Below are 17,198 nucleotides of genomic sequence, written 5' to 3'. Positions count from 1 at the left end.
TATCATCTAAGCCTGTACGAGGAGGATCGACTATCAAGGCATCCGCTCGGTAGCCTTCTTGATACCAGCGTGGAATAATCTCCTCTGCTGTCCCCGCTTCGTAATGGGTATTGTCAAACCCCATTTTTTGAGCATTTCGCTTGGCATCTTCTATGGCTTCCGAAATAATATCCATTCCTCTGAGACTCTTGACCTTATTTGCGAAGGCAAATCCAATCGTCCCAACACCGCAATATGCATCGATTAGATGATCCTCTTTGCTGACATCCAGAGCCTTAATTGCTTCACTATAGAGAATTTCTGTCTGCTCCGGATTAAGTTGATAAAAAGCTCGGGGCGAGAGAGAAAACTCATAGTCGAGTACTCCTTCTTGAATGCTCTCTTGGCCCCAGATAATTTCCGTTTTTTCGCCATAGATTTCACTTGTTTTTGCTGTATTTGTATTGACAGCAACCGTGACAACTTCTGGAAAATCATTGACTAAGTCTATGACCAGTTGATTTAAATTAAGCTGACGATTTGTGACAATGATAATCTGAACTTGCCCCGTTTTTCTTGCTCGACGTACCATGATGGTGCGAACGCCGAGCGTTTTTCTCTCATCGGTGATGGGGATTTGATGGTAAGTAAGAAGTTCAGCTAGGCGATTCGCTATCACTTGGGTTTCCTTATCTTGTACCAAGCAATCTTTTAACTCTACGAGGTAATGAGAGTTTTGCGCATACAAACCTGCCTTGACCTGATTTTTAAATTTCCGAGTCTGGAATTGAAGCTTAGCACGGTAATACTTTGGTTCCTGCATTCCGATAGTTGGACGGATTTCATAGTTTTCATATCCTGCAGGAGCAAATTTTTTCAGGGCTTGGTGGAGCAGATCCGTTTTGAACTCTAACTGTTTATCATAGTGGAGGTGCATGATTTGGCAACCACCACATTCATTATAAATCGTACAAGCTGGTACGACTCGAAATTTAGACTTCTTATTAACCTTTAGTAATTTGGCTTCAACAAAGTTACGTTTAATAGAAGTAATCTGACAATAGATATCTTCTCCTTTGAGAGCACCAGGCACAAAAACGAGGGTTTTCTGATAGAAACCGATTCCCTCACCATTGATGCCCATCCGCTTGATTTTTAAAGGTATTTTTTGTTTTACTTTCAGATTCATACCCTTATCTTATCACATTTTAGGGTATAATAGAACTATGAAAATCACAAAACTTGAAAAGAAAAAACGTCTCTACTTGATGGAACTAGATAAACAGCAAACCTCTTATATCACGGAAGATACCATTGTCCGTTTTATGCTATCTCGAGATAAGGTCATTAGTAAAGAGGAACTTACCGAGATTCAGGGCTTTGCTCAGTTTTCTTATGGTAAGAATCTCGCCCTCTACCATCTATCATTTAAAGCTCGAACCGAAAAGGAAGTTCGTGAGTATCTGGACAAGTATGATATTGAAAATAAAATCGTTAGTCAAGTTATCGCTAATCTTAAAGAAGACAACTGGATTAATGATTGTCAATATGCCTACTCTATCATCAATGCAAATCAACTCTCTGGAGATAAGGGACCTTATGTGCTGGCTCAAAAACTGTCTCAAAAAGGGATTGCCAAATCAACTATTGAAGAGGTTTCAAAGGATTTTGATTTTTCGGAGGTTGCTCAACGTGTGGCGGAGAAACTGCTAAAAAAATACACGGGAAAGCTTCCCGCTCGTGCCTTGCAGGATAAGATTATTCAAAACTTGACGAACAAAGGCTTCTCCTATTCTGATGCTAAAAGTGCCTTTGATAACTTGGACAGTCAAGTCGACCAAGAAACGACTCAAGAGCTCATTTTTAAAGAGCTAGACAAACAATATGCTAAGTATGCTCGAAAGTATGAAGGATACGAACTAAAGCAACGTTTAACTCAAGTATTAGCTAGAAAAGGCTATGATTTTTCGGATATAGCCAGCGCTCTCAGAGAATATCTTTAATATTTTCGTGTAAAATTCAAAAAAATTAGACCGATTTATGATATAATAGTAAACGATAAACTTATAAATTGTAGAAAGTTGGTTAGTTATGAAACTTCCAAAAGAAGGCGACTTTATTACAATTCAAAGTTATAAGCATGATGGGAGTCTCCACCGTACTTGGCGGGACACCATGGTACTAAAAACAACAGAGAACGCTATTATCGGCGTCAACGACCACACACTTGTTACCGAAAGTGACGGTCGTCGTTGGGTGACTCGAGAACCGGCTATTGTTTACTTTCACAAAAAATATTGGTTTAATATCATTGCCATGATTCGTGATAATGGGATTTCCTACTATTGCAATATGGCAAGTCCTTACTATCTAGATGAAGAAGCCCTGAAATACATTGATTATGATTTGGATGTCAAGGTCTTCACTGATGGTGAAAAGCGTCTCTTGGACGTTGAAGAGTATGAGCGCCATAAACGCAAAATGAAGTATTCTGATGATTTAGACTATATTTTGAAAGAACATGTTAAAATCCTTGTTGATTGGATCAACAATGGACGCGGTCCTTTCTCAGAGGCCTATGTCAACATTTGGTACAAACGCTACATAGAACTAAAGAATCGGTAAAGTTGTCGAACCGGGGTGAGAGCCCTGGTTTTTTTATTTGAAGAACCCAGCCTGGAAGCTGAGTTAATTGCTATATATCTAATTTAGTGACAGTAAATTTGATATGAGAATAGTCTTTTTCAACATCCTTACCCAGCAAAAAAGCTGTGGCATCCTTCTTAATCTGAACAAGGTCAATGTTCTGAGCTTGAGCTGCATAGACGCATCCACAATAACATTGACGATAGATATCATACTCCTCGCACATCTCTACCGAGCGCTTATAACCTTGATTTTTCTTGAAATCACTTGGAAGATAGTTGGTGGTATAAATCTTTTGCACATCGATTCCGATGCTGTTGATGGTTTGAGAATTCTTATGGGGACTGATGGTCAAAGCTGAACCAAAGTAGTCAAAGCCCAAGTCCATAGCCACTTGCGCCGTTTTATCCAGACGGTAGTCAAAACAAACCTTGCAACGATCCCCACCTTCGGGTTCTTCTTCCAGTCCTCTGACTAACTTCCGGTATTCATTGGGTTCGTAGGGCGCTTCTAAATACTGGACCGTATTTCCTGTTCGCTCATTGAAATCACTGACAAATTTCTTGGTGACGTAAGCTCTCTTGTGGTATTCTGCCTTAGGATGGATATTGGAATTGGCAAAATAGATGGTCACATCCGCGTACTTGGTCAGATACTCTAGGGTGTAGGTACTACAAGGAGCACAGCAAACATGCATGAGAATAGTGGGACGTTGCTCATTTTTCTCCCAAACTTGAACCATTTTCTGCATGACACGGTCATAATTAATCTTCTGATTGGGATTCATCTTGCTCAGAATTTCTTCTACATCAATCATGTTCTTCTCCTTTTTCTAGTTTTATTTTATCATATAAGTTAGGAGAGCTCAAATCAATTTTAGAAGAGAAAACCATAAAAGGAGGGATGCACGTTCCCTCCTTTTGTGTTTTTTATAAGTTGCTTTTACATCATCCCGCCCATCATGCTTGGATCCATTGCTGGAGCTGGGGCAACTGGTTCTGGTTTATTGGCTACGACTGCTTCTGTTGTCAAGATCAAGCTGGCTACAGATGCTGCATTTTGAAGGGCTGAACGACTCACTTTAACTGGGTCAATGATTCCCTCTTCAATCATGTTGACCCACTCGCCTGTTGCTGCGTTGAAGCCTGTGCCAACTTCAGCATTCTTCAAACGGTCAATAACAATAGAACCTTCGAATCCTGCATTGTGAGCGATTTGACGAACAGGCTCTTCCAAGGCACAGAGAACAATATTACGTCCTGTTGCTTCATCTCCTGTCAATTCCAAATCAGCTACGGCTGGAATGACATTGGCAAGAGCAGTTCCACCACCTGCAACGATTCCTTCTTCAACGGCTGCACGAGTAGCGTTGAGGGCATCTTCAATGCGGAGTTTCATTTCTTTCAACTCAGTTTCAGTTGCAGCACCGACCTTGATGACTGCGACACCACCTGACAATTTTGCCAAGCGTTCTTGCAATTTTTCACGGTCAAATTCAGATGTTGTAGTTTCGATTTGAGACTTGATAACCGCAACACGGTGGGAAATGGCTTCAGGATTTCCAGCACCTTCTACGATAACCGTGCTATCTTTGTCCACAGTTACTCTCGCTGCTTGACCAAGCGCCTCAATAGTAGCGTCTTTCAACTCAAGACCAAGATCTTCTGTGATGACTGTTCCACCTGTCAAGATAGCGATATCTTCTAACATAGCCTTACGACGATCACCGAAACCAGGAGCCTTAACAGCAACTACGTTGAAAGTACCACGAATCTTGTTCAATACAAGGGTTGGAAGAGCTTCACCATCCACATCATCCGCAATAATCAAGAGTGGACGATTGCTTTGGAGAATACTTTCTAGGAGTGGCAAGATTTCTTGGATATTTGAAATCTTCTTATCAGTAATCAAAATGTATGGATTTTCAAGGTCCACCACCATTTTTTCACTATCTGTCACCATGTACTGTGATAGATAACCGCGGTCAAACTGCATTCCTTCCACGACTTCAAGCTCTGTTTCCATACCACGCGACTCTTCGATGGCGATGACACCATCTTTGCCAACTTTTTCCATAGCTTCAGAGATGTATTCGCCGACTTTTTCAGAACGAGAAGATACAGCAGCAACCTGAGCGATGGCTTCTTTATTAGCAACTGGAATGGCATTGTTTTTCAAGGCTTCTACAGCTGCGGCAACTGCTGCTTCAATCCCACGACGGATACCGATTGGGTTGGCACCTGCAGTGACGTTTTTGATTCCTTCGCGGACGATAGCTTGAGTCAAGACTGTTGCAGTTGTCGTTCCGTCACCTGCGATATCATTGGTCTTTGAAGCGACTTCTGATACCAACTTGGCACCCATATTTTCAAAATGGTCTTCCAACTCGATTTCTTTGGCAATGGTCACACCGTCATTGGTAATCAAAGGTGAGCCAAATGATTTTTCCAACACAACATTACGACCTTTTGGTCCTAAGGTTACTTTAACAGTGTCTGCAAGGATATCGACACCACGAACCATAGCTGAACGAGCATCAGATGAAAATTTAATTTCTTTTGACATACTTACTTTCTCCTTCTATTCTTCAATGATCGCCAAGATGTTGGCTTCGCCTACGATGATATACTTTTCATCGCCATCTTTGACATCAATACCTGCATGGGCTTCCACTAAAACACGGTCTCCAGGCTTAACACTTGGAGCAACCAAGTCACCGTTCAAGGTACGAACACCTTGTCCAGTAGCTACAACTTGGGCTGTTTTTGTTTTTTCTTGGGCTGAGCCTGCAAGGACAAAGCCTCCAACAGTTTGTTCTTTTTCTTCGATTTTCAAGACCACACGGTCTCCTAATGGTTTCAACATCTGTTTTCCTCCATGATGAACTACATATTATTAGCACTCTTTGTATCTGAGTGCTAATCCATAGTTCTATTGTATCACTTGGTCAGAAATAGTCAAGAAAAAAGTCTGACTTTCTCAATATAAAAAATCCTGAGACCAACTCAGACTTTTCAATGCTTAAAATGGCAATTCTTCCTCTTCCAAGACCAAATCTGCCAAATCCTGTCCTGCATTATTTTCACGCATAGCACGTTGGGCGCGGCTTTCCAAAAGTTGGAATCCTGTGGCAAGGACTTCAGTCACATAGTTCATCTGGCCATTTTTCTCAAAGCGACGGGTACGAAGTTCTCCATCCACAGAGATAAGACTACCTTTAGTTGCGTAGCTTGCCAAGGTTTCAGCCAATTTCCCCCAAAGAACCAAATTGACAAAGTCAGCTTCACGTTCCCCGTTTTGGTCTTTGTAACGACGGTTCACAGCAATAGTTGCACGCGCTACTGACTTGTCATTGTTGGTTTTGTGCAATTCTGGTGTAGACGTTAAACGTCCAATAAGAATAACTTTATTATACATATTTTCTTCCTCCTACTTATCTATTCGTAAGGAATCAAAAAAAGTTACAAAAATTTGTAACTTTTCGAGAAAATTTTTTATTTTTTATGAACCATGAAACCTGTCGCCTGTTGATTGGCCATAATGGTCATATCTGTAATCTGCACACGACGGGGTTGACTGGTCACATAGACAACAGTGTCTGCGATGTCTTGTGCCTGCAAGGATTCGATCCTCTGATAGACGGTCGCAGCCCGCTCTTTATCACCGTGAAAACGAACTGTAGAGAAATCAGTTTCGACAATCCCTGGCTGAATGGTGGTCACCTTGATATCCGCTGCGATGGTATCAATTCGCAGGCCATCTGAAAAAGTCTTAACTGCTGCCTTGGTGGCTGAGTAAACAGCTGCCCCAGCATAGGCATAAATTCCTGCGGTCGATCCCATATTGATAATATGCCCCTGATTGACTTTTACCATAGAAGGCAAGAAACAGCGAGTGACTGCCATCAAACCCTTGACATTGGTATCCAACATGATCAGCATATCCAACTCTTCATAGTCCTGATAGGGAGCCAAGCCAAGAGCTAGTCCAGCGTTATTGACCAAGATATCAATCTGCCCTATCGCATCAAGAATATCGGAGCAGACAGTCTTGACCATAGTCATATCCGTGACATCCAGTGGAAAGGTCCAAACTGTTTGATTTGGAAAAGTTTCTGCAAACTCTGACTTGAGGGCATCTAGTCTGTCTGTCCGTCGCCCAGTTAGGACGACATTCTCACCCTGATCCAGATAAGCACGCGCAATCGCTTCACCGATTCCTGAGGTCGCCCCTGTAATCACAACATTTTTTGCCATCTTATTTCCTTCTATACTAGCGAGACAGATACTGACAGCTTCCTAGGCAGTCCAGTGTTTGGCTGGGTCAAATGGAGTTCCGACAACTTGGTCTTCTGATAATTCAATAACACCACGTTTTTGCGGAGCATTTGGCAGATGCAATTCACGAGGGCTGCACATCATGCCAAAACTCTTTTCACCACGAAGTTCGCCTGGGAAAATGAGATTGCCTTTTGGCATCACCGCTCCAGGAAGAGCTACAATGGTTTTCAACCCAACACGCGCATTGGGAGCCCCTGCAACGATTTGCACTGTCTTATCACTTGCAACAGCCACTTGACAGATGTTGAGGTGGTCGCTATCTGGATGGGCTACCATCTCAACAATCTCACCGACGACAAACTTAGGTTCCTTGTCATTGACAATTTCTTCTGTAAATCCTTCCACCTGCAATTCTTGGTTCAAACGTGCTACTTGTTCATCTGTCAAAAAGACTTGACCACGCTCTGCAATTTCAAACAAACTTGAAACTTCGAAAATATTCCAAGCCACTGTTTCTCCATTTTCTTTGAGGAAAACACGGGCTACCTTACCTTTGCGTTCCACATCCAGTTTGGCATCTCCGCTATTTTTCACGATGACCATAAGTACATCGCCAACATGTTCTTTGTTATATGTAAAAATCATTCTTTCCTTTTTCTCCTATTTCAGTCCTGCTAAAAAGTCGTTAATTTCTTCCTTGCTTTTTCGGTCGCGATTGACAAAACGGCCGATTTCCTTGTCCTTTTCTAGCACAACAAGGCTAGGAATCCCGTAAACATCCCAGAGTTTGACCAGATCCAGATACTGGTCTCGATCCACACGAATAAAGGTGAACTCAGGATTAGTTTTCCCGATTTCTGGCAAGGCAGGATAGATATAACGACAATCGCCACACCAGTCCGCCACAAAAAGGAAGACCTTCTTACCATCTTGCTCGACAAAACCTGCTAGTTCTTCTATACTATCGGGAGTTATCATAAGACTTCCTCCTCATAGACCAGGTCTTCATTTTCATAGACAAAGGTATAATGACGGCCACCCTCGAAAATGACTCCTCCGACGAGTCGATCTAGACTACTTTCGTAGACTTGAACATAGAGAGTCGCAATCTCACCCATATCTGAGAAAAGTTCGCGCACGATAGCGGTCAACTCTTCTTGAGACTTCATGAGTTTGTGGTTATCTGCTGCTTTTTTAGCCCCTAAAGCAAGGGCACTTAGACCAGCCACAGTCAAGCCAGTCATCCATAATTTCTTAGCTTTCATACCATTCATTGTAACACAAAAAGGGCTCTAGGACAAATAGGGAAGCCGTATACGAGCAAGGAAAATCTCTTCCCTCAGTGAGTCTAATTCTTATTGCCAAGCGCCTGAGTTCCTGAATGAATTAAAAAACCTCTGAGATTATTCTCAGAGATTAGAAGATAACTAGTTACTATTTTCAACTGCTGCAGTAACAAAGGCAGTGTAGAGTTCTTCGGGACGGTTTGGACGGCTTGACAGTTCAGGGTGATACTGACAAGCTACAAAGAATTTATTTTCAGGAATTTCCACAATTTCGACCAAACGATTGTCTGGAGAAACTCCTGAGAAGACAAAACCTGCTGCCTCAAACTGTTCACGAAAGGCGTTGTTAAACTCATAACGGTGACGGTGACGGCGTTGCACCACTTCTTGATTGTGATAAGCAGCTGCTGCCTTAGAACCACGTTTCAACTTAGATGGATAAAGTCCCAAACGAAGGGTTCCACCCATATCTTCAACATCAACCTGGTCACGCATGATATCAATGATAGGGTATTTTGTATCTGGTGCAAGTTCTGCAGAATTGGCACCTTCAAGACCTAAAACGTGACGAGCAAACTCGATACAAGTCAACTGCATTCCCAAGCAGACTCCCAACATTGGAACGTCATTCTCACGCGCATAGCGGATGGCTTGGATTTTTCCTTCTGTACCACGTTGACCAAAACCTCCTGGTACGATGATTCCGTCCGCATCAGACAAGAGTTCTGCCACATTCTCTGCTATCACATCATTGGCGTTGATCCAATTAATCTTCACTTCTGCGTCGTTGGCATAACCAGAGTGTTTCAAAGCTTCAACCACTGAGATGTAGGCATCTTGCAACTCCACATACTTACCAACAAGGGAAATCTTGACTTGTTTTTTCAGGTTCATGACCTTATCCACCATAGCTGACCACTCTGTCATATCCGCTGCTGGTGCGTCTAGTTTCAAATGGTCACAAACAATTTGGTCCATGCCTTGTGCCTGCAAGTTCAATGGAATTTGGTAAAGGTGTTCAACATCCAAAGATTCAATAACAGCTTCTGGAGCTACGTCACAAAACTGAGCTAGTTTATTTTTAATGCCCTGACCAGCTGGTTTCTCGGTACGAATGACCAACATATTTGGCTGGATTCCCAAACCACGCAATTCTTTTACAGAATGTTGAGTTGGCTTGGTCTTCATCTCACCAGCAGCCTTGAGGTAAGGAAGCAAGGTTGTATGGATGTACATGACATTATCTGCACCCACATCTGCCTTCATCTGACGAAGGGCCTCTAGGAATGGCAAGGACTCGATATCTCCAACGGTTCCACCAACCTCTGTGATAATGACATCAGAGTCGGTCGTTACAGCGGCACGCTTGATTTTTTCCTTCAAAGCATCTGTGATATGAGGAATGACTTGGACAGTTGCCCCAAGGTACTCGCCACGGCGTTCTTTACGAAGAACTTCACTGTAAATTTTCCCAGTTGTCACGTTGGAATATTTGTTGAGATTGATATCGATGAAACGTTCATAGTGCCCCAAGTCCAAATCTGTCTCAGCCCCATCATCTGTCACAAAGACTTCCCCGTGCTGGTAAGGACTCATGGTTCCCGGATCGATATTGATATAAGGGTCAAATTTTTGAATGGTTACTTTGAGACCACGATTTTTCAAGAGACGCCCCAGACTTGCTGCGACAATCCCTTTCCCAATAGACGACACCACACCACCAGTTACAAAAATATATTTCGTAGACATAGATTCCTCTTTCTAAAATGCTCAAGGCCTTGTTAACTACGAGGGGAATAGAAAACAAGACCCTTATGGATAACGACTTTTCAAGAAAACTTCCTGAAAAACAAAAATAGCTCCCTAGTAACTAGGGAGCCCCGACCTCTAAAAGAGGTGCCCGAACAATATAATACCTCAAAGCAGAACATTTGTCAACCCGAATCGGTAAAACCTGAAAATAAGAAGATTACTTTCAGAAAACCAACTAAAAATCCGCATCCAAACGGATGATCTGCTCAAGGAACAAAAAGGAGATCAGGCGATCTCCTCTGTGAAGTCATTTACTCTTCTTCACTCGTTTCAGCGTCATCGTCAGAAAACTCGTCGTCTTCTTCGTTGAGATCCACGTCTTCACCCAAGTCATCAGGGGCGATTTCGTTGATTTCCGCATCGTAAGCTTCCACTTCATTTTTCTCATCATCTGGATTTTCATCATCGTATGAAAGAGCTGGATCTGCTTCGTATGCATCTTCGTCTTCTGGATCATCCGCATTGTAGTCAATGGCATCTGAATCACCATCCATAAAGGCATTGACGCGTTTTTTCTTAGCTTTTGGTGCTACTTCATCGTCGTCACTTTCTTCAAGAGCGATGATTTCTTCGTCGATTTCGTCCACACCATACCATGAACGAAGACCCCATTTGTTGTCCCCAAGAGAGATGAAGCTACCGTCAAAGTTCAACTCTGTGTAGAACAAAGGCAAAGCTTCGCGGATATCGCTGTTTGATGTTCCAAGGTAGTTTTGAATTTCGTTTACAAGATCGCTAAAATGCATCTCATGATCGCGACCACGAAGTTCCAAGATAGCACGCGCCACCTCAATCATAGATAGTTCACTTTTTTCTTGCCCAGCAAATACTTCTAATTCCAAAGCGTTTCTCCTCATTTATACTACTATCGCCAGAGCAAACAGACTCTGACCTCATTTTATCATGTACTCTTTATTGTACGATAATTTTGCGGAATAGTCAAAGGTTAAAATAGATTTATCTATGATTTATTAAGTAAAAATCAATTGATTTTATCACATGGTAAATTTAAAAATATTTGTTAAAATATTACTTGGAGGTAGCTTATGTCAAAAAAATAATAAATGTTGTTGCGGCAGCAATTACCGTGTTGTCAAACTACTATTATGAATCCAATACAAAATAGATTTGAATCAAAATGAATGACCAGTATTAACGATATTTTACTTTTAAAATATGATATACTATATTTAACAAAATATTAAACACAGGAGTCCGATATGTCTGAAGAATTTACACTTAACTACCATGCTGCAACGATTCAACATCTAGGTATTGGATTATATAAACAGTTACCACAGGCAATTGCCGAACTCATCAGCAATTCTTGGGATGCTGATAGCCATAATGTTAAAATTCATATTAATTATCGAGAAAAAATAATAACCGTATCAGACGACGGCAATGGTATGTCAGCACAAGAGCTAAATGAAAATTTTTTGACCATTGCTAGAAATAGACGATTGACAGATAAAATAAATGATGAAAAAAATGAAACCGGACTATCGAAAAACGGCAGAAAAGTTACAGGAAAAAAAGGACTTGGAAAACTAGCTTTATTTGGTATTGCTAATACAATTATTATTGATAGCATTCAAAATAAGAAACTAAACTCTTTTGAATTGAATTATAATGACATACAGGGCTCATCAAATAATACCTATCATCCAAAAACAATCCATTATAATGTTCAAACCGACGAACCAAATGGTACAAAAATAACCATTAAAGACATTACTTTAAAAAATCTGACTAAAATCGATACATTATATGATAGCCTTTCTAAAAGATTTAACAAGTATTCCCGTACAGATTTTTTAGTAACTTTAGCAAGTGATGACGGTACCATTAAGGAATTAGATGAAGAGGTATTTATCAATAGTATACGACCAAAGGAAGTTGAAACTGAATTTACTTTTTCTTTTCCAGATGATTTTGAAACTCTTACAAATAAACAATCTCAGATAGTCATTCATAAACTTAAAGAGTTTCATATAAACGGGATTATTTATACCAAGAAAACACCTTTACAAGCAAATCAACGTGGATTTTCAGTACTATCTAGAGGGAAGCTAGCAAGTGAACAATCTGTTACACAATTTCAAGATAGAGCAAATGATAATTTCTATAGCTATGCAGCTGGGTACTTTAATATTGATTTTCTTGATGATGATAATAAAAAAGATTTTATTTCAACAGATAGACAATCGATTAGGTGGGAAGCTGATGAGGAGTTAATGGAAATCAAAGAAAATCTTAACAAACTAATTGGGATTATTCAAAGAGAATGGAGAAAGCGACGTTCCGAAGCAAAAGAGAAAAAAGCACAAGAAAATATTCAAAAAACTCCTTCTTTAGCAGAAACCACATTATCAACCGAAGATAAAGAAAGCATCAATAAAATTAGCAAAGCATTAGAAGATGATGATGTCGATGTCCCAGAAAAAACTAAACAAAATATTTTAGATTCTGTAATAAAATCAACTACCTCATATAAAAAAGACCACAGTGTGTATAAAGAATTAGTCCCGCCTAATTTTATTGTTCCAAAAACGATTGGTCAAAAAATTAGAATGCTCAGAGAAGAGATGTTAGAAGCAGCGGAAGATAAAAATATCGATCGTTTCATTTTGACCCAAGGCTTGCTATTACGTGCTATGATTGAAAGTACAACAACAACATTATTGAAACGCTACTGGGAGGAAGCAAGTACTCATAATCTAATAATAGAAAATAACCGTCCAAAAACACTAACTGCCGAAAATGAAGTTGACAAACTTTCGTTTAAAGTTAAGTATGAAACCATGGTTCGACTGCTTTCTAGAAAAGGAAAAATAGCCCCAAATAGAGTTCAAAGCCTAATTTACGAATTTTCAAGTATAAGAGCAACGGAGCATTTAAATACATTAATGCATGATGCTCATAATTTCCCTCAATTTGATACCTTAAAAACAATATGGAATGCTGTAGCTCCTCAACTTCTTGCTGCGTTCGATCTTTTGTAACTAAAAAATCAACATATGTTCAATTTCTAAATAATGATGAACATATGTTGATTTTTATTTAAATTCCAATGTTAAAATCGCATCAGCCATCTTTTTACTAAAAATTGGAGGAACTGCATTGCCAATTTGAGTAAAAGCACTGGTTCTAGAATCTAAAAAATAGTAATTGTCTGGAAATCCCTGTAATCTAGCTGCTTCTCTCACAGTAATTGATCTATTTTGTTTTGTATCTGGATGAATATAATGATGACCATCTTTTGAAATATGGGCAACTACTGTATGTGATGGAGAATTCCATGAAAGAGCTTTGAATCTGTCCAAAAATTTATCCGTATGTTTATGGGTTTTTAGCTTTGAGTCGAGTTCACTATATTTAATATTTTTACCATTTTTCTTAGCTTCTGCTACGATTTTATAAATTGCTAAGTCGTTGCTATTATTTGGTCTTGCAATATTTTGAGTTAATGGCGTTTTAGAATCCTGTAAAAAATTTTGTTCAACATAATCATTTGATAAATTTGTATAAGAATTGTTTGCTTCTCCCGCCTTTAAACTAGGTAATCCCTGAAAAGCTGTTTTAACATCCACCTCATTTTCTTCATATTTTTTAAGATTTTTAAAGAATTCTTGAATAAGTTCTTTTTTCTCATTCATCACTCCAAAAATAATAAGTCTTTCTCTTGATTGTGGGACACCATAGTTTTTAGTATTTAAAACTTCATAACCTAAAGAATAGCCAGCCTCTTCAAATTCTTTTTTCATTCTAGGTAATAAAAACTCATCATCAGCATCTCTAAAACTCAATAATCCTTTTACATTTTCAAAAATAAAAAATTTGGGTTGATACTTGTTTAAAAAATGTATATAAAATTTATATAAATAAATTCTTTCATCTGAAGACTTTTTACTTGCATTTCTAGCTCTTCCAATGGTTGAATAAGCTTGACATGGAGGACCTCCTATAATTCCATCAACGTTTTCCCCTAAATCATCAAAAAAATTAAAAATACTGTGAATATTTTCTTGACTAATTTCAAAGTTAAGAATTTTATTCAATTTTTCTTGAGGTACATGTTTCAACAAATCCTCTATACTAGACTTACTATTTAAAAAATCATTATAAAGTCCTAATTTATTTTTTTTCTTTAAATAATAATATACTTCCCTAATTTTTAAAGTTTCACAAGCTGCTTTTTCTTTCTCTACATGTCCCAATATTTTATATTGCTGATTTCTGAATCCCTCAGTTAATCCACCTGCACCACTAAATAAATCTATTATATTAATCATAATTAAGCCTTTTAAATAAATAAAATATATTAAATCAAATATACACTATTACCTATTATACCAAAAACCCCAGCAAATTGCCGAGGTTTATAGTCTATTTCACCAACTTCTTCATCTCATCAATACGTGCGACGGTCGCGTCGTACTTAGCTTGGTAGTCGGCTTGTTTGTCGCGTTCTTTTTGGACGACTTCTGGTTTGGCATTGGCTACGAAGCGTTCGTTAGAGAGTTTCTTACCGACCATGTCCAGTTCTTTTTGCCATTTAACCAATTCCTTGTCGAGACGAGCCAGTTCTTCTTCGACATTGAGGAGGTCTGCCAGTGGCAGGTAGATTTCCGCTCCTGTGATGACGCTTGACATTGCGAGTTCAGGTGCAGGGATAGTTGATGCGATTTCCAAGTGTTCTGGATTTGTGAAGCGTTTGATGTAGTTGACATTGCTGTTAAAGAAGGCTTCCAAGTCGCTATCGCTTGTCTTAACAAGGATGGTGATAGGCTTGCTTGGTGCAACGTTTACTTCAGCACGCGCATTACGTACGGCACGGATCAAGTCTTTAAGACTTTCCACACCAGTGTGGGCAGCAAGGTCTTCAAAGGCTGGATTGACAGTTGGGTAAGCAGCTGTGACGATAGAACCTTCTGAGATTTGTCCAAAGATTTCCTCTGTCACAAATGGCATGATTGGGTGAAGGAGACGAAGGATCTTGTCCAAAGTGTAAAGGAGAACAGAACGTGTGATGACTTTCTCTTCTTCGTTATCGCTATAAAGGACTTCCTTGGTCAACTCAACGTACCAGTCCGCAAACTCGTCCCAGATGAAGTTGTAGAGGATGTGTCCAGCAACACCAAACTCAAACTTATCAAAGTTGGCAGTTGCTTTTCCGATAGTCTCATTGAGGTTGTGGAGAATCCAGCGGTCTGTGACATTTCCAGCTTCCTTGTTAACAACTTTTTCCACATTAACAGTTGCTTGCTCAAGAGTCAAACCTTCATTGTTCATGAGGATGTAGCGAGAGATGTTCCAGATCTTGTTAATGAAGTTCCATGAAGCATCCATTTTCTCATAAGAGAAGCGCACGTCTTGACCTGGTGCAGAACCGTTTGAAAGGAACCAACGAAGAGCATCGGCACCGTATTTCTCGATAACATCCATTGGGTCAATCCCGTTTCCAAGAGATTTAGACATCTTGCGTCCTTGCTCGTCACGAATGAGACCGTGGATAAGAACGTTTTGGAATGGCTGACGACCAGTGAATTCCAAGGATTGGAAGATCATACGAGATACCCAGAAGAAGATGATGTCGTAACCTGTTACCAAGGTTGAAGTTGGGAAGTAACGTTTGAAGTCTTCTGATTCAACATCAGGCCAGCCCATGGTTGAGAATGGCCAAAGGGCAGAACTGAACCAAGTATCCAAGACGTCTTCGTCCTGAGTCCAACCGTCACCTTTTGGAGCTTCTTCACCGACATACATTTCACCCTCAGCATTGTACCAAGCAGGGATTTGGTGACCCCACCAGAGTTGACGAGAGATAACCCAGTCGTGAACATTTTCCATCCATTGAAGGAAGGTATCATTGAAACGAGGTGGGTAGAATTCTACCTTGTCCTCTGTGTCTTGGTTGGCAATAGCATTTTTAGCCAATTGGTCCATCTTGACGAACCATTGTGTAGACAAGCGTGGCTCAACCACAACACCTGTACGCTCTGAGTGACCAACGCTGTGGACACGTTTTTCGATTTTAACGAGGGCACCGATTTCTTCCAACTTAGCAACGACTGCCTTACGAGCTTCAAAACGGTCCATGCCTGCAAATTCGAAGGCTAAGTCATTCATCGTTCCGTCATCGTTCATCACGTTAACTTGTGGCAAGTTATGACGTCGACCAACTAAGAAGTCGTTTGGATCGTGGGCAGGTGTGATTTTCACGACACCCGTACCAAACTCAGGATCTGCGTGTTCGTCTCCAACGATTGGAATCAATTTATTAGCGATTGGAAGGATGACGTTTTTACCAATTAAGTCCTTGTAGCGTGGGTCTCCTGGATTGACCGCAACGGCTACGTCCCCAAACATGGTCTCAGGACGAGTTGTCGCAACTTCAAGAGCGCGTGAACCGTCTTCTAGCATGTAATTCATGTGGTAGAAGGCACCTTCGACATCCTTGTGAATCACCTCGATATCAGAAAGGGCTGTGCGAGCTGCCGGATCCCAGTTGATGATAAACTCACCACGGTAAATCCAGCCTTTCTTGTAAAGGTCCACAAAGACCTTGCGAACCGCTTTTGACAAACCTTCGTCAAGCGTGAAACGCTCACGAGAGTAGTCTACAGAGAGACCCATCTTGCCCCATTGTTCCTTGATAGTAGTGGCATATTCGTCTTTCCATTCCCAGACTTTCTCAAGGAATTTTTCACGACCGAGGTCGTAACGTGTAATGCCCTCACCACGCAAGCGCTCCTCAACCTTAGCCTGAGTGGCAATCCCCGCGTGGTCCATACCTGGAAGCCAAAGCGTATCAAAACCTTGCATGCGTTTTTGACGGATGATGATATCCTGAAGAGTCGTATCCCAAGCGTGACCAAGGTGGAGTTTCCCAGTTACGTTTGGTGGTGGAATGACGATAGAATATGGCTTAGCCTTTTTATCGCCTGAAGGCTTGAAAACATCGGCATCAAGCCATTTTTGGTAACGACCAGCCTCAACCTCGGCTGGATTGTATTTAGGTGAAAGTTCTTTAGACATGTGTGTTCTCCTTAATTATTAGTTTCTTAATTAGTTTTTTTTTTAATTTCTTGTTTAGTTTCTTATTTATTTTCTTGCGTATTTTTATCTGTTCTTTTTTTAGTTTATTAACATCTTCTTTTGTTATATTATATTTTATATCCCATGATTTTTG

General features: G+C 40.3%; 16 protein-coding genes. 3 read left to right on the top strand and 13 right to left on the bottom strand.

Translation table 11 applies throughout. From position 1 onward, the window contains the following. Window positions 1-1,168 (bottom strand): 23S rRNA (uracil(1939)-C(5))-methyltransferase RlmD (gene rlmD / locus Q4A91_RS03395; protein ID WP_303207393.1); only part of this gene is annotated, 1,168 nt, incomplete at its 3' end. Between the two features lie 37 nt (window positions 1,169-1,205). Between rlmD and recX the strand changes: the two genes are divergently transcribed. Both recX and Q4A91_RS03385 read left to right on the top strand, forming a co-directional pair. Next, window positions 1,206-1,982 (top strand): recombination regulator RecX, encoded by a 777-nt coding sequence (gene recX / locus Q4A91_RS03390; protein WP_303207391.1) that lies wholly within the window; start codon window positions 1,206-1,208, stop codon window positions 1,980-1,982. Window positions 1,983-2,070: 88 nt separating this feature from the next. Then, on the top strand, window positions 2,071-2,604 hold the full coding sequence (locus Q4A91_RS03385; protein ID WP_000775318.1) for a DUF402 domain-containing protein: 534 nt from the start codon (window positions 2,071-2,073) through the stop codon (window positions 2,602-2,604). 70 nt (window positions 2,605-2,674) lie between these two features. Here Q4A91_RS03385 and Q4A91_RS03380 read toward each other — a convergent pair whose 3' ends face one another. The 10 genes from Q4A91_RS03380 to rpoE form a co-directional block, all read right to left on the bottom strand. Continuing rightward, window positions 2,675-3,442, bottom strand: a complete 768-nt coding sequence (locus Q4A91_RS03380) for an epoxyqueuosine reductase QueH (protein WP_303207389.1) — start codon at window positions 3,440-3,442, stop codon at window positions 2,675-2,677. 125 nt (window positions 3,443-3,567) lie between these two features. Next, the gene (gene groL, locus Q4A91_RS03375) at window positions 3,568-5,190 is read right to left on the bottom strand and encodes a chaperonin GroEL (RefSeq protein ID WP_303207387.1); all 1,623 of its coding nucleotides are present in this window, start codon (window positions 5,188-5,190) and stop codon (window positions 3,568-3,570) included. 15 nt (window positions 5,191-5,205) lie between these two features. After that, on the bottom strand, window positions 5,206-5,490 hold the full coding sequence (groES, locus tag Q4A91_RS03370; protein WP_000917326.1) for a co-chaperone GroES: 285 nt from the start codon (window positions 5,488-5,490) through the stop codon (window positions 5,206-5,208). Window positions 5,491-5,646: 156 nt separating this feature from the next. Then, window positions 5,647-6,042 carry a single-stranded DNA-binding protein gene (locus Q4A91_RS03365; RefSeq protein WP_000282436.1) on the bottom strand — a complete coding sequence of 132 codons (396 nt, stop codon included), beginning with the start codon at window positions 6,040-6,042 and terminating at the stop codon, window positions 5,647-5,649. Between the two features lie 77 nt (window positions 6,043-6,119). Beyond that, complete coding sequence (locus tag Q4A91_RS03360) at window positions 6,120-6,881, bottom strand: SDR family NAD(P)-dependent oxidoreductase (RefSeq protein ID WP_303207385.1); 762 nt, start codon at window positions 6,879-6,881, stop codon at window positions 6,120-6,122. A 42-nt stretch (window positions 6,882-6,923) separates the two neighbouring features. Continuing rightward, complete coding sequence (gene ytpR / locus Q4A91_RS03355; RefSeq protein WP_303207384.1) at window positions 6,924-7,550, bottom strand: YtpR family tRNA-binding protein; 627 nt, start codon at window positions 7,548-7,550, stop codon at window positions 6,924-6,926. A gap of 15 nt (window positions 7,551-7,565) precedes the next feature. Further along, window positions 7,566-7,883 (bottom strand): thioredoxin family protein, encoded by a 318-nt coding sequence (locus Q4A91_RS03350; protein WP_303207383.1) that lies wholly within the window; start codon window positions 7,881-7,883, stop codon window positions 7,566-7,568. Continuing rightward, window positions 7,880-8,179 carry a DUF4651 domain-containing protein gene (locus Q4A91_RS03345; RefSeq protein ID WP_303207382.1) on the bottom strand — a complete coding sequence of 100 codons (300 nt, stop codon included), beginning with the start codon at window positions 8,177-8,179 and terminating at the stop codon, window positions 7,880-7,882. Before Q4A91_RS03345 ends, Q4A91_RS03350 begins: the two co-directional genes overlap by 4 nt. A gap of 153 nt (window positions 8,180-8,332) precedes the next feature. After that, window positions 8,333-9,940 carry a CTP synthase gene (locus tag Q4A91_RS03340; RefSeq protein ID WP_303207381.1) on the bottom strand — a complete coding sequence of 536 codons (1,608 nt, stop codon included), beginning with the start codon at window positions 9,938-9,940 and terminating at the stop codon, window positions 8,333-8,335. A gap of 314 nt (window positions 9,941-10,254) precedes the next feature. Next, on the bottom strand, window positions 10,255-10,845 hold the full coding sequence (rpoE, locus tag Q4A91_RS03335; RefSeq protein WP_000418415.1) for a DNA-directed RNA polymerase subunit delta: 591 nt from the start codon (window positions 10,843-10,845) through the stop codon (window positions 10,255-10,257). Between the two features lie 378 nt (window positions 10,846-11,223). On the opposite strand from rpoE, the gene Q4A91_RS03330 reads away from it, so the two are divergent. Continuing rightward, the gene (locus Q4A91_RS03330) at window positions 11,224-13,008 is read left to right on the top strand and encodes an ATP-binding protein (RefSeq protein ID WP_303207378.1); all 1,785 of its coding nucleotides are present in this window, start codon (window positions 11,224-11,226) and stop codon (window positions 13,006-13,008) included. Between the two features lie 54 nt (window positions 13,009-13,062). Here the strand turns inward: Q4A91_RS03330 and Q4A91_RS03325 are convergent, their stop codons facing one another. Together Q4A91_RS03325 and Q4A91_RS03320 are read right to left on the bottom strand one after the other, a co-directional pair. Next, window positions 13,063-14,298, bottom strand: coding sequence for a DNA cytosine methyltransferase (locus Q4A91_RS03325; RefSeq protein WP_303207376.1), 1,236 nt, complete (start codon window positions 14,296-14,298; stop codon window positions 13,063-13,065). 94 nt (window positions 14,299-14,392) lie between these two features. After that, window positions 14,393-17,044 carry a valine--tRNA ligase gene (locus tag Q4A91_RS03320; protein ID WP_303207374.1) on the bottom strand — a complete coding sequence of 884 codons (2,652 nt, stop codon included), beginning with the start codon at window positions 17,042-17,044 and terminating at the stop codon, window positions 14,393-14,395. Window positions 17,045-17,198 lie beyond the last annotated feature (154 nt).

The sequence above is a fragment of the Streptococcus sp. genome (assembly GCF_030528045.1).
In the GTDB taxonomy this organism is placed as follows: domain Bacteria; phylum Bacillota; class Bacilli; order Lactobacillales; family Streptococcaceae; genus Streptococcus.
This window is presented reverse-complemented; position numbering and strand designations above follow the sequence as displayed.

What these genes read in the sequence shown, in the direction of transcription:
- recX (WP_303207391.1), top strand. Translation starts at nt 1,206, where the DNA reads ATGAAAATCACAAAACTTGAAAAGAAAAAACGTCTCTACTTGATGGAA.
- Q4A91_RS03385 (WP_000775318.1), top strand. Translation starts at nt 2,071, where the DNA reads ATGAAACTTCCAAAAGAAGGCGACTTTATTACAATTCAAAGTTATAAG.
- Q4A91_RS03380 (WP_303207389.1), bottom strand. Translation starts at nt 3,442, where the DNA reads ATGATTGATGTAGAAGAAATTCTGAGCAAGATGAATCCCAATCAGAAG.
- groL (WP_303207387.1), bottom strand. Translation starts at nt 5,190, where the DNA reads ATGTCAAAAGAAATTAAATTTTCATCTGATGCTCGTTCAGCTATGGTT.
- groES (WP_000917326.1), bottom strand. Translation starts at nt 5,490, where the DNA reads ATGTTGAAACCATTAGGAGACCGTGTGGTCTTGAAAATCGAAGAAAAA.
- Q4A91_RS03365 (WP_000282436.1), bottom strand. Translation starts at nt 6,042, where the DNA reads ATGTATAATAAAGTTATTCTTATTGGACGTTTAACGTCTACACCAGAA.
- Q4A91_RS03360 (WP_303207385.1), bottom strand. Translation starts at nt 6,881, where the DNA reads ATGGCAAAAAATGTTGTGATTACAGGGGCGACCTCAGGAATCGGTGAA.
- ytpR (WP_303207384.1), bottom strand. Translation starts at nt 7,550, where the DNA reads ATGATTTTTACATATAACAAAGAACATGTTGGCGATGTACTTATGGTC.
- Q4A91_RS03350 (WP_303207383.1), bottom strand. Translation starts at nt 7,883, where the DNA reads ATGATAACTCCCGATAGTATAGAAGAACTAGCAGGTTTTGTCGAGCAA.
- Q4A91_RS03345 (WP_303207382.1), bottom strand. Translation starts at nt 8,179, where the DNA reads ATGAATGGTATGAAAGCTAAGAAATTATGGATGACTGGCTTGACTGTG.
- Q4A91_RS03340 (WP_303207381.1), bottom strand. Translation starts at nt 9,940, where the DNA reads ATGTCTACGAAATATATTTTTGTAACTGGTGGTGTGGTGTCGTCTATT.
- Q4A91_RS03330 (WP_303207378.1), top strand. Translation starts at nt 11,224, where the DNA reads ATGTCTGAAGAATTTACACTTAACTACCATGCTGCAACGATTCAACAT.
- Q4A91_RS03325 (WP_303207376.1), bottom strand. Translation starts at nt 14,298, where the DNA reads ATGATTAATATAATAGATTTATTTAGTGGTGCAGGTGGATTAACTGAG.
- Q4A91_RS03320 (WP_303207374.1), bottom strand. Translation starts at nt 17,044, where the DNA reads ATGTCTAAAGAACTTTCACCTAAATACAATCCAGCCGAGGTTGAGGCT.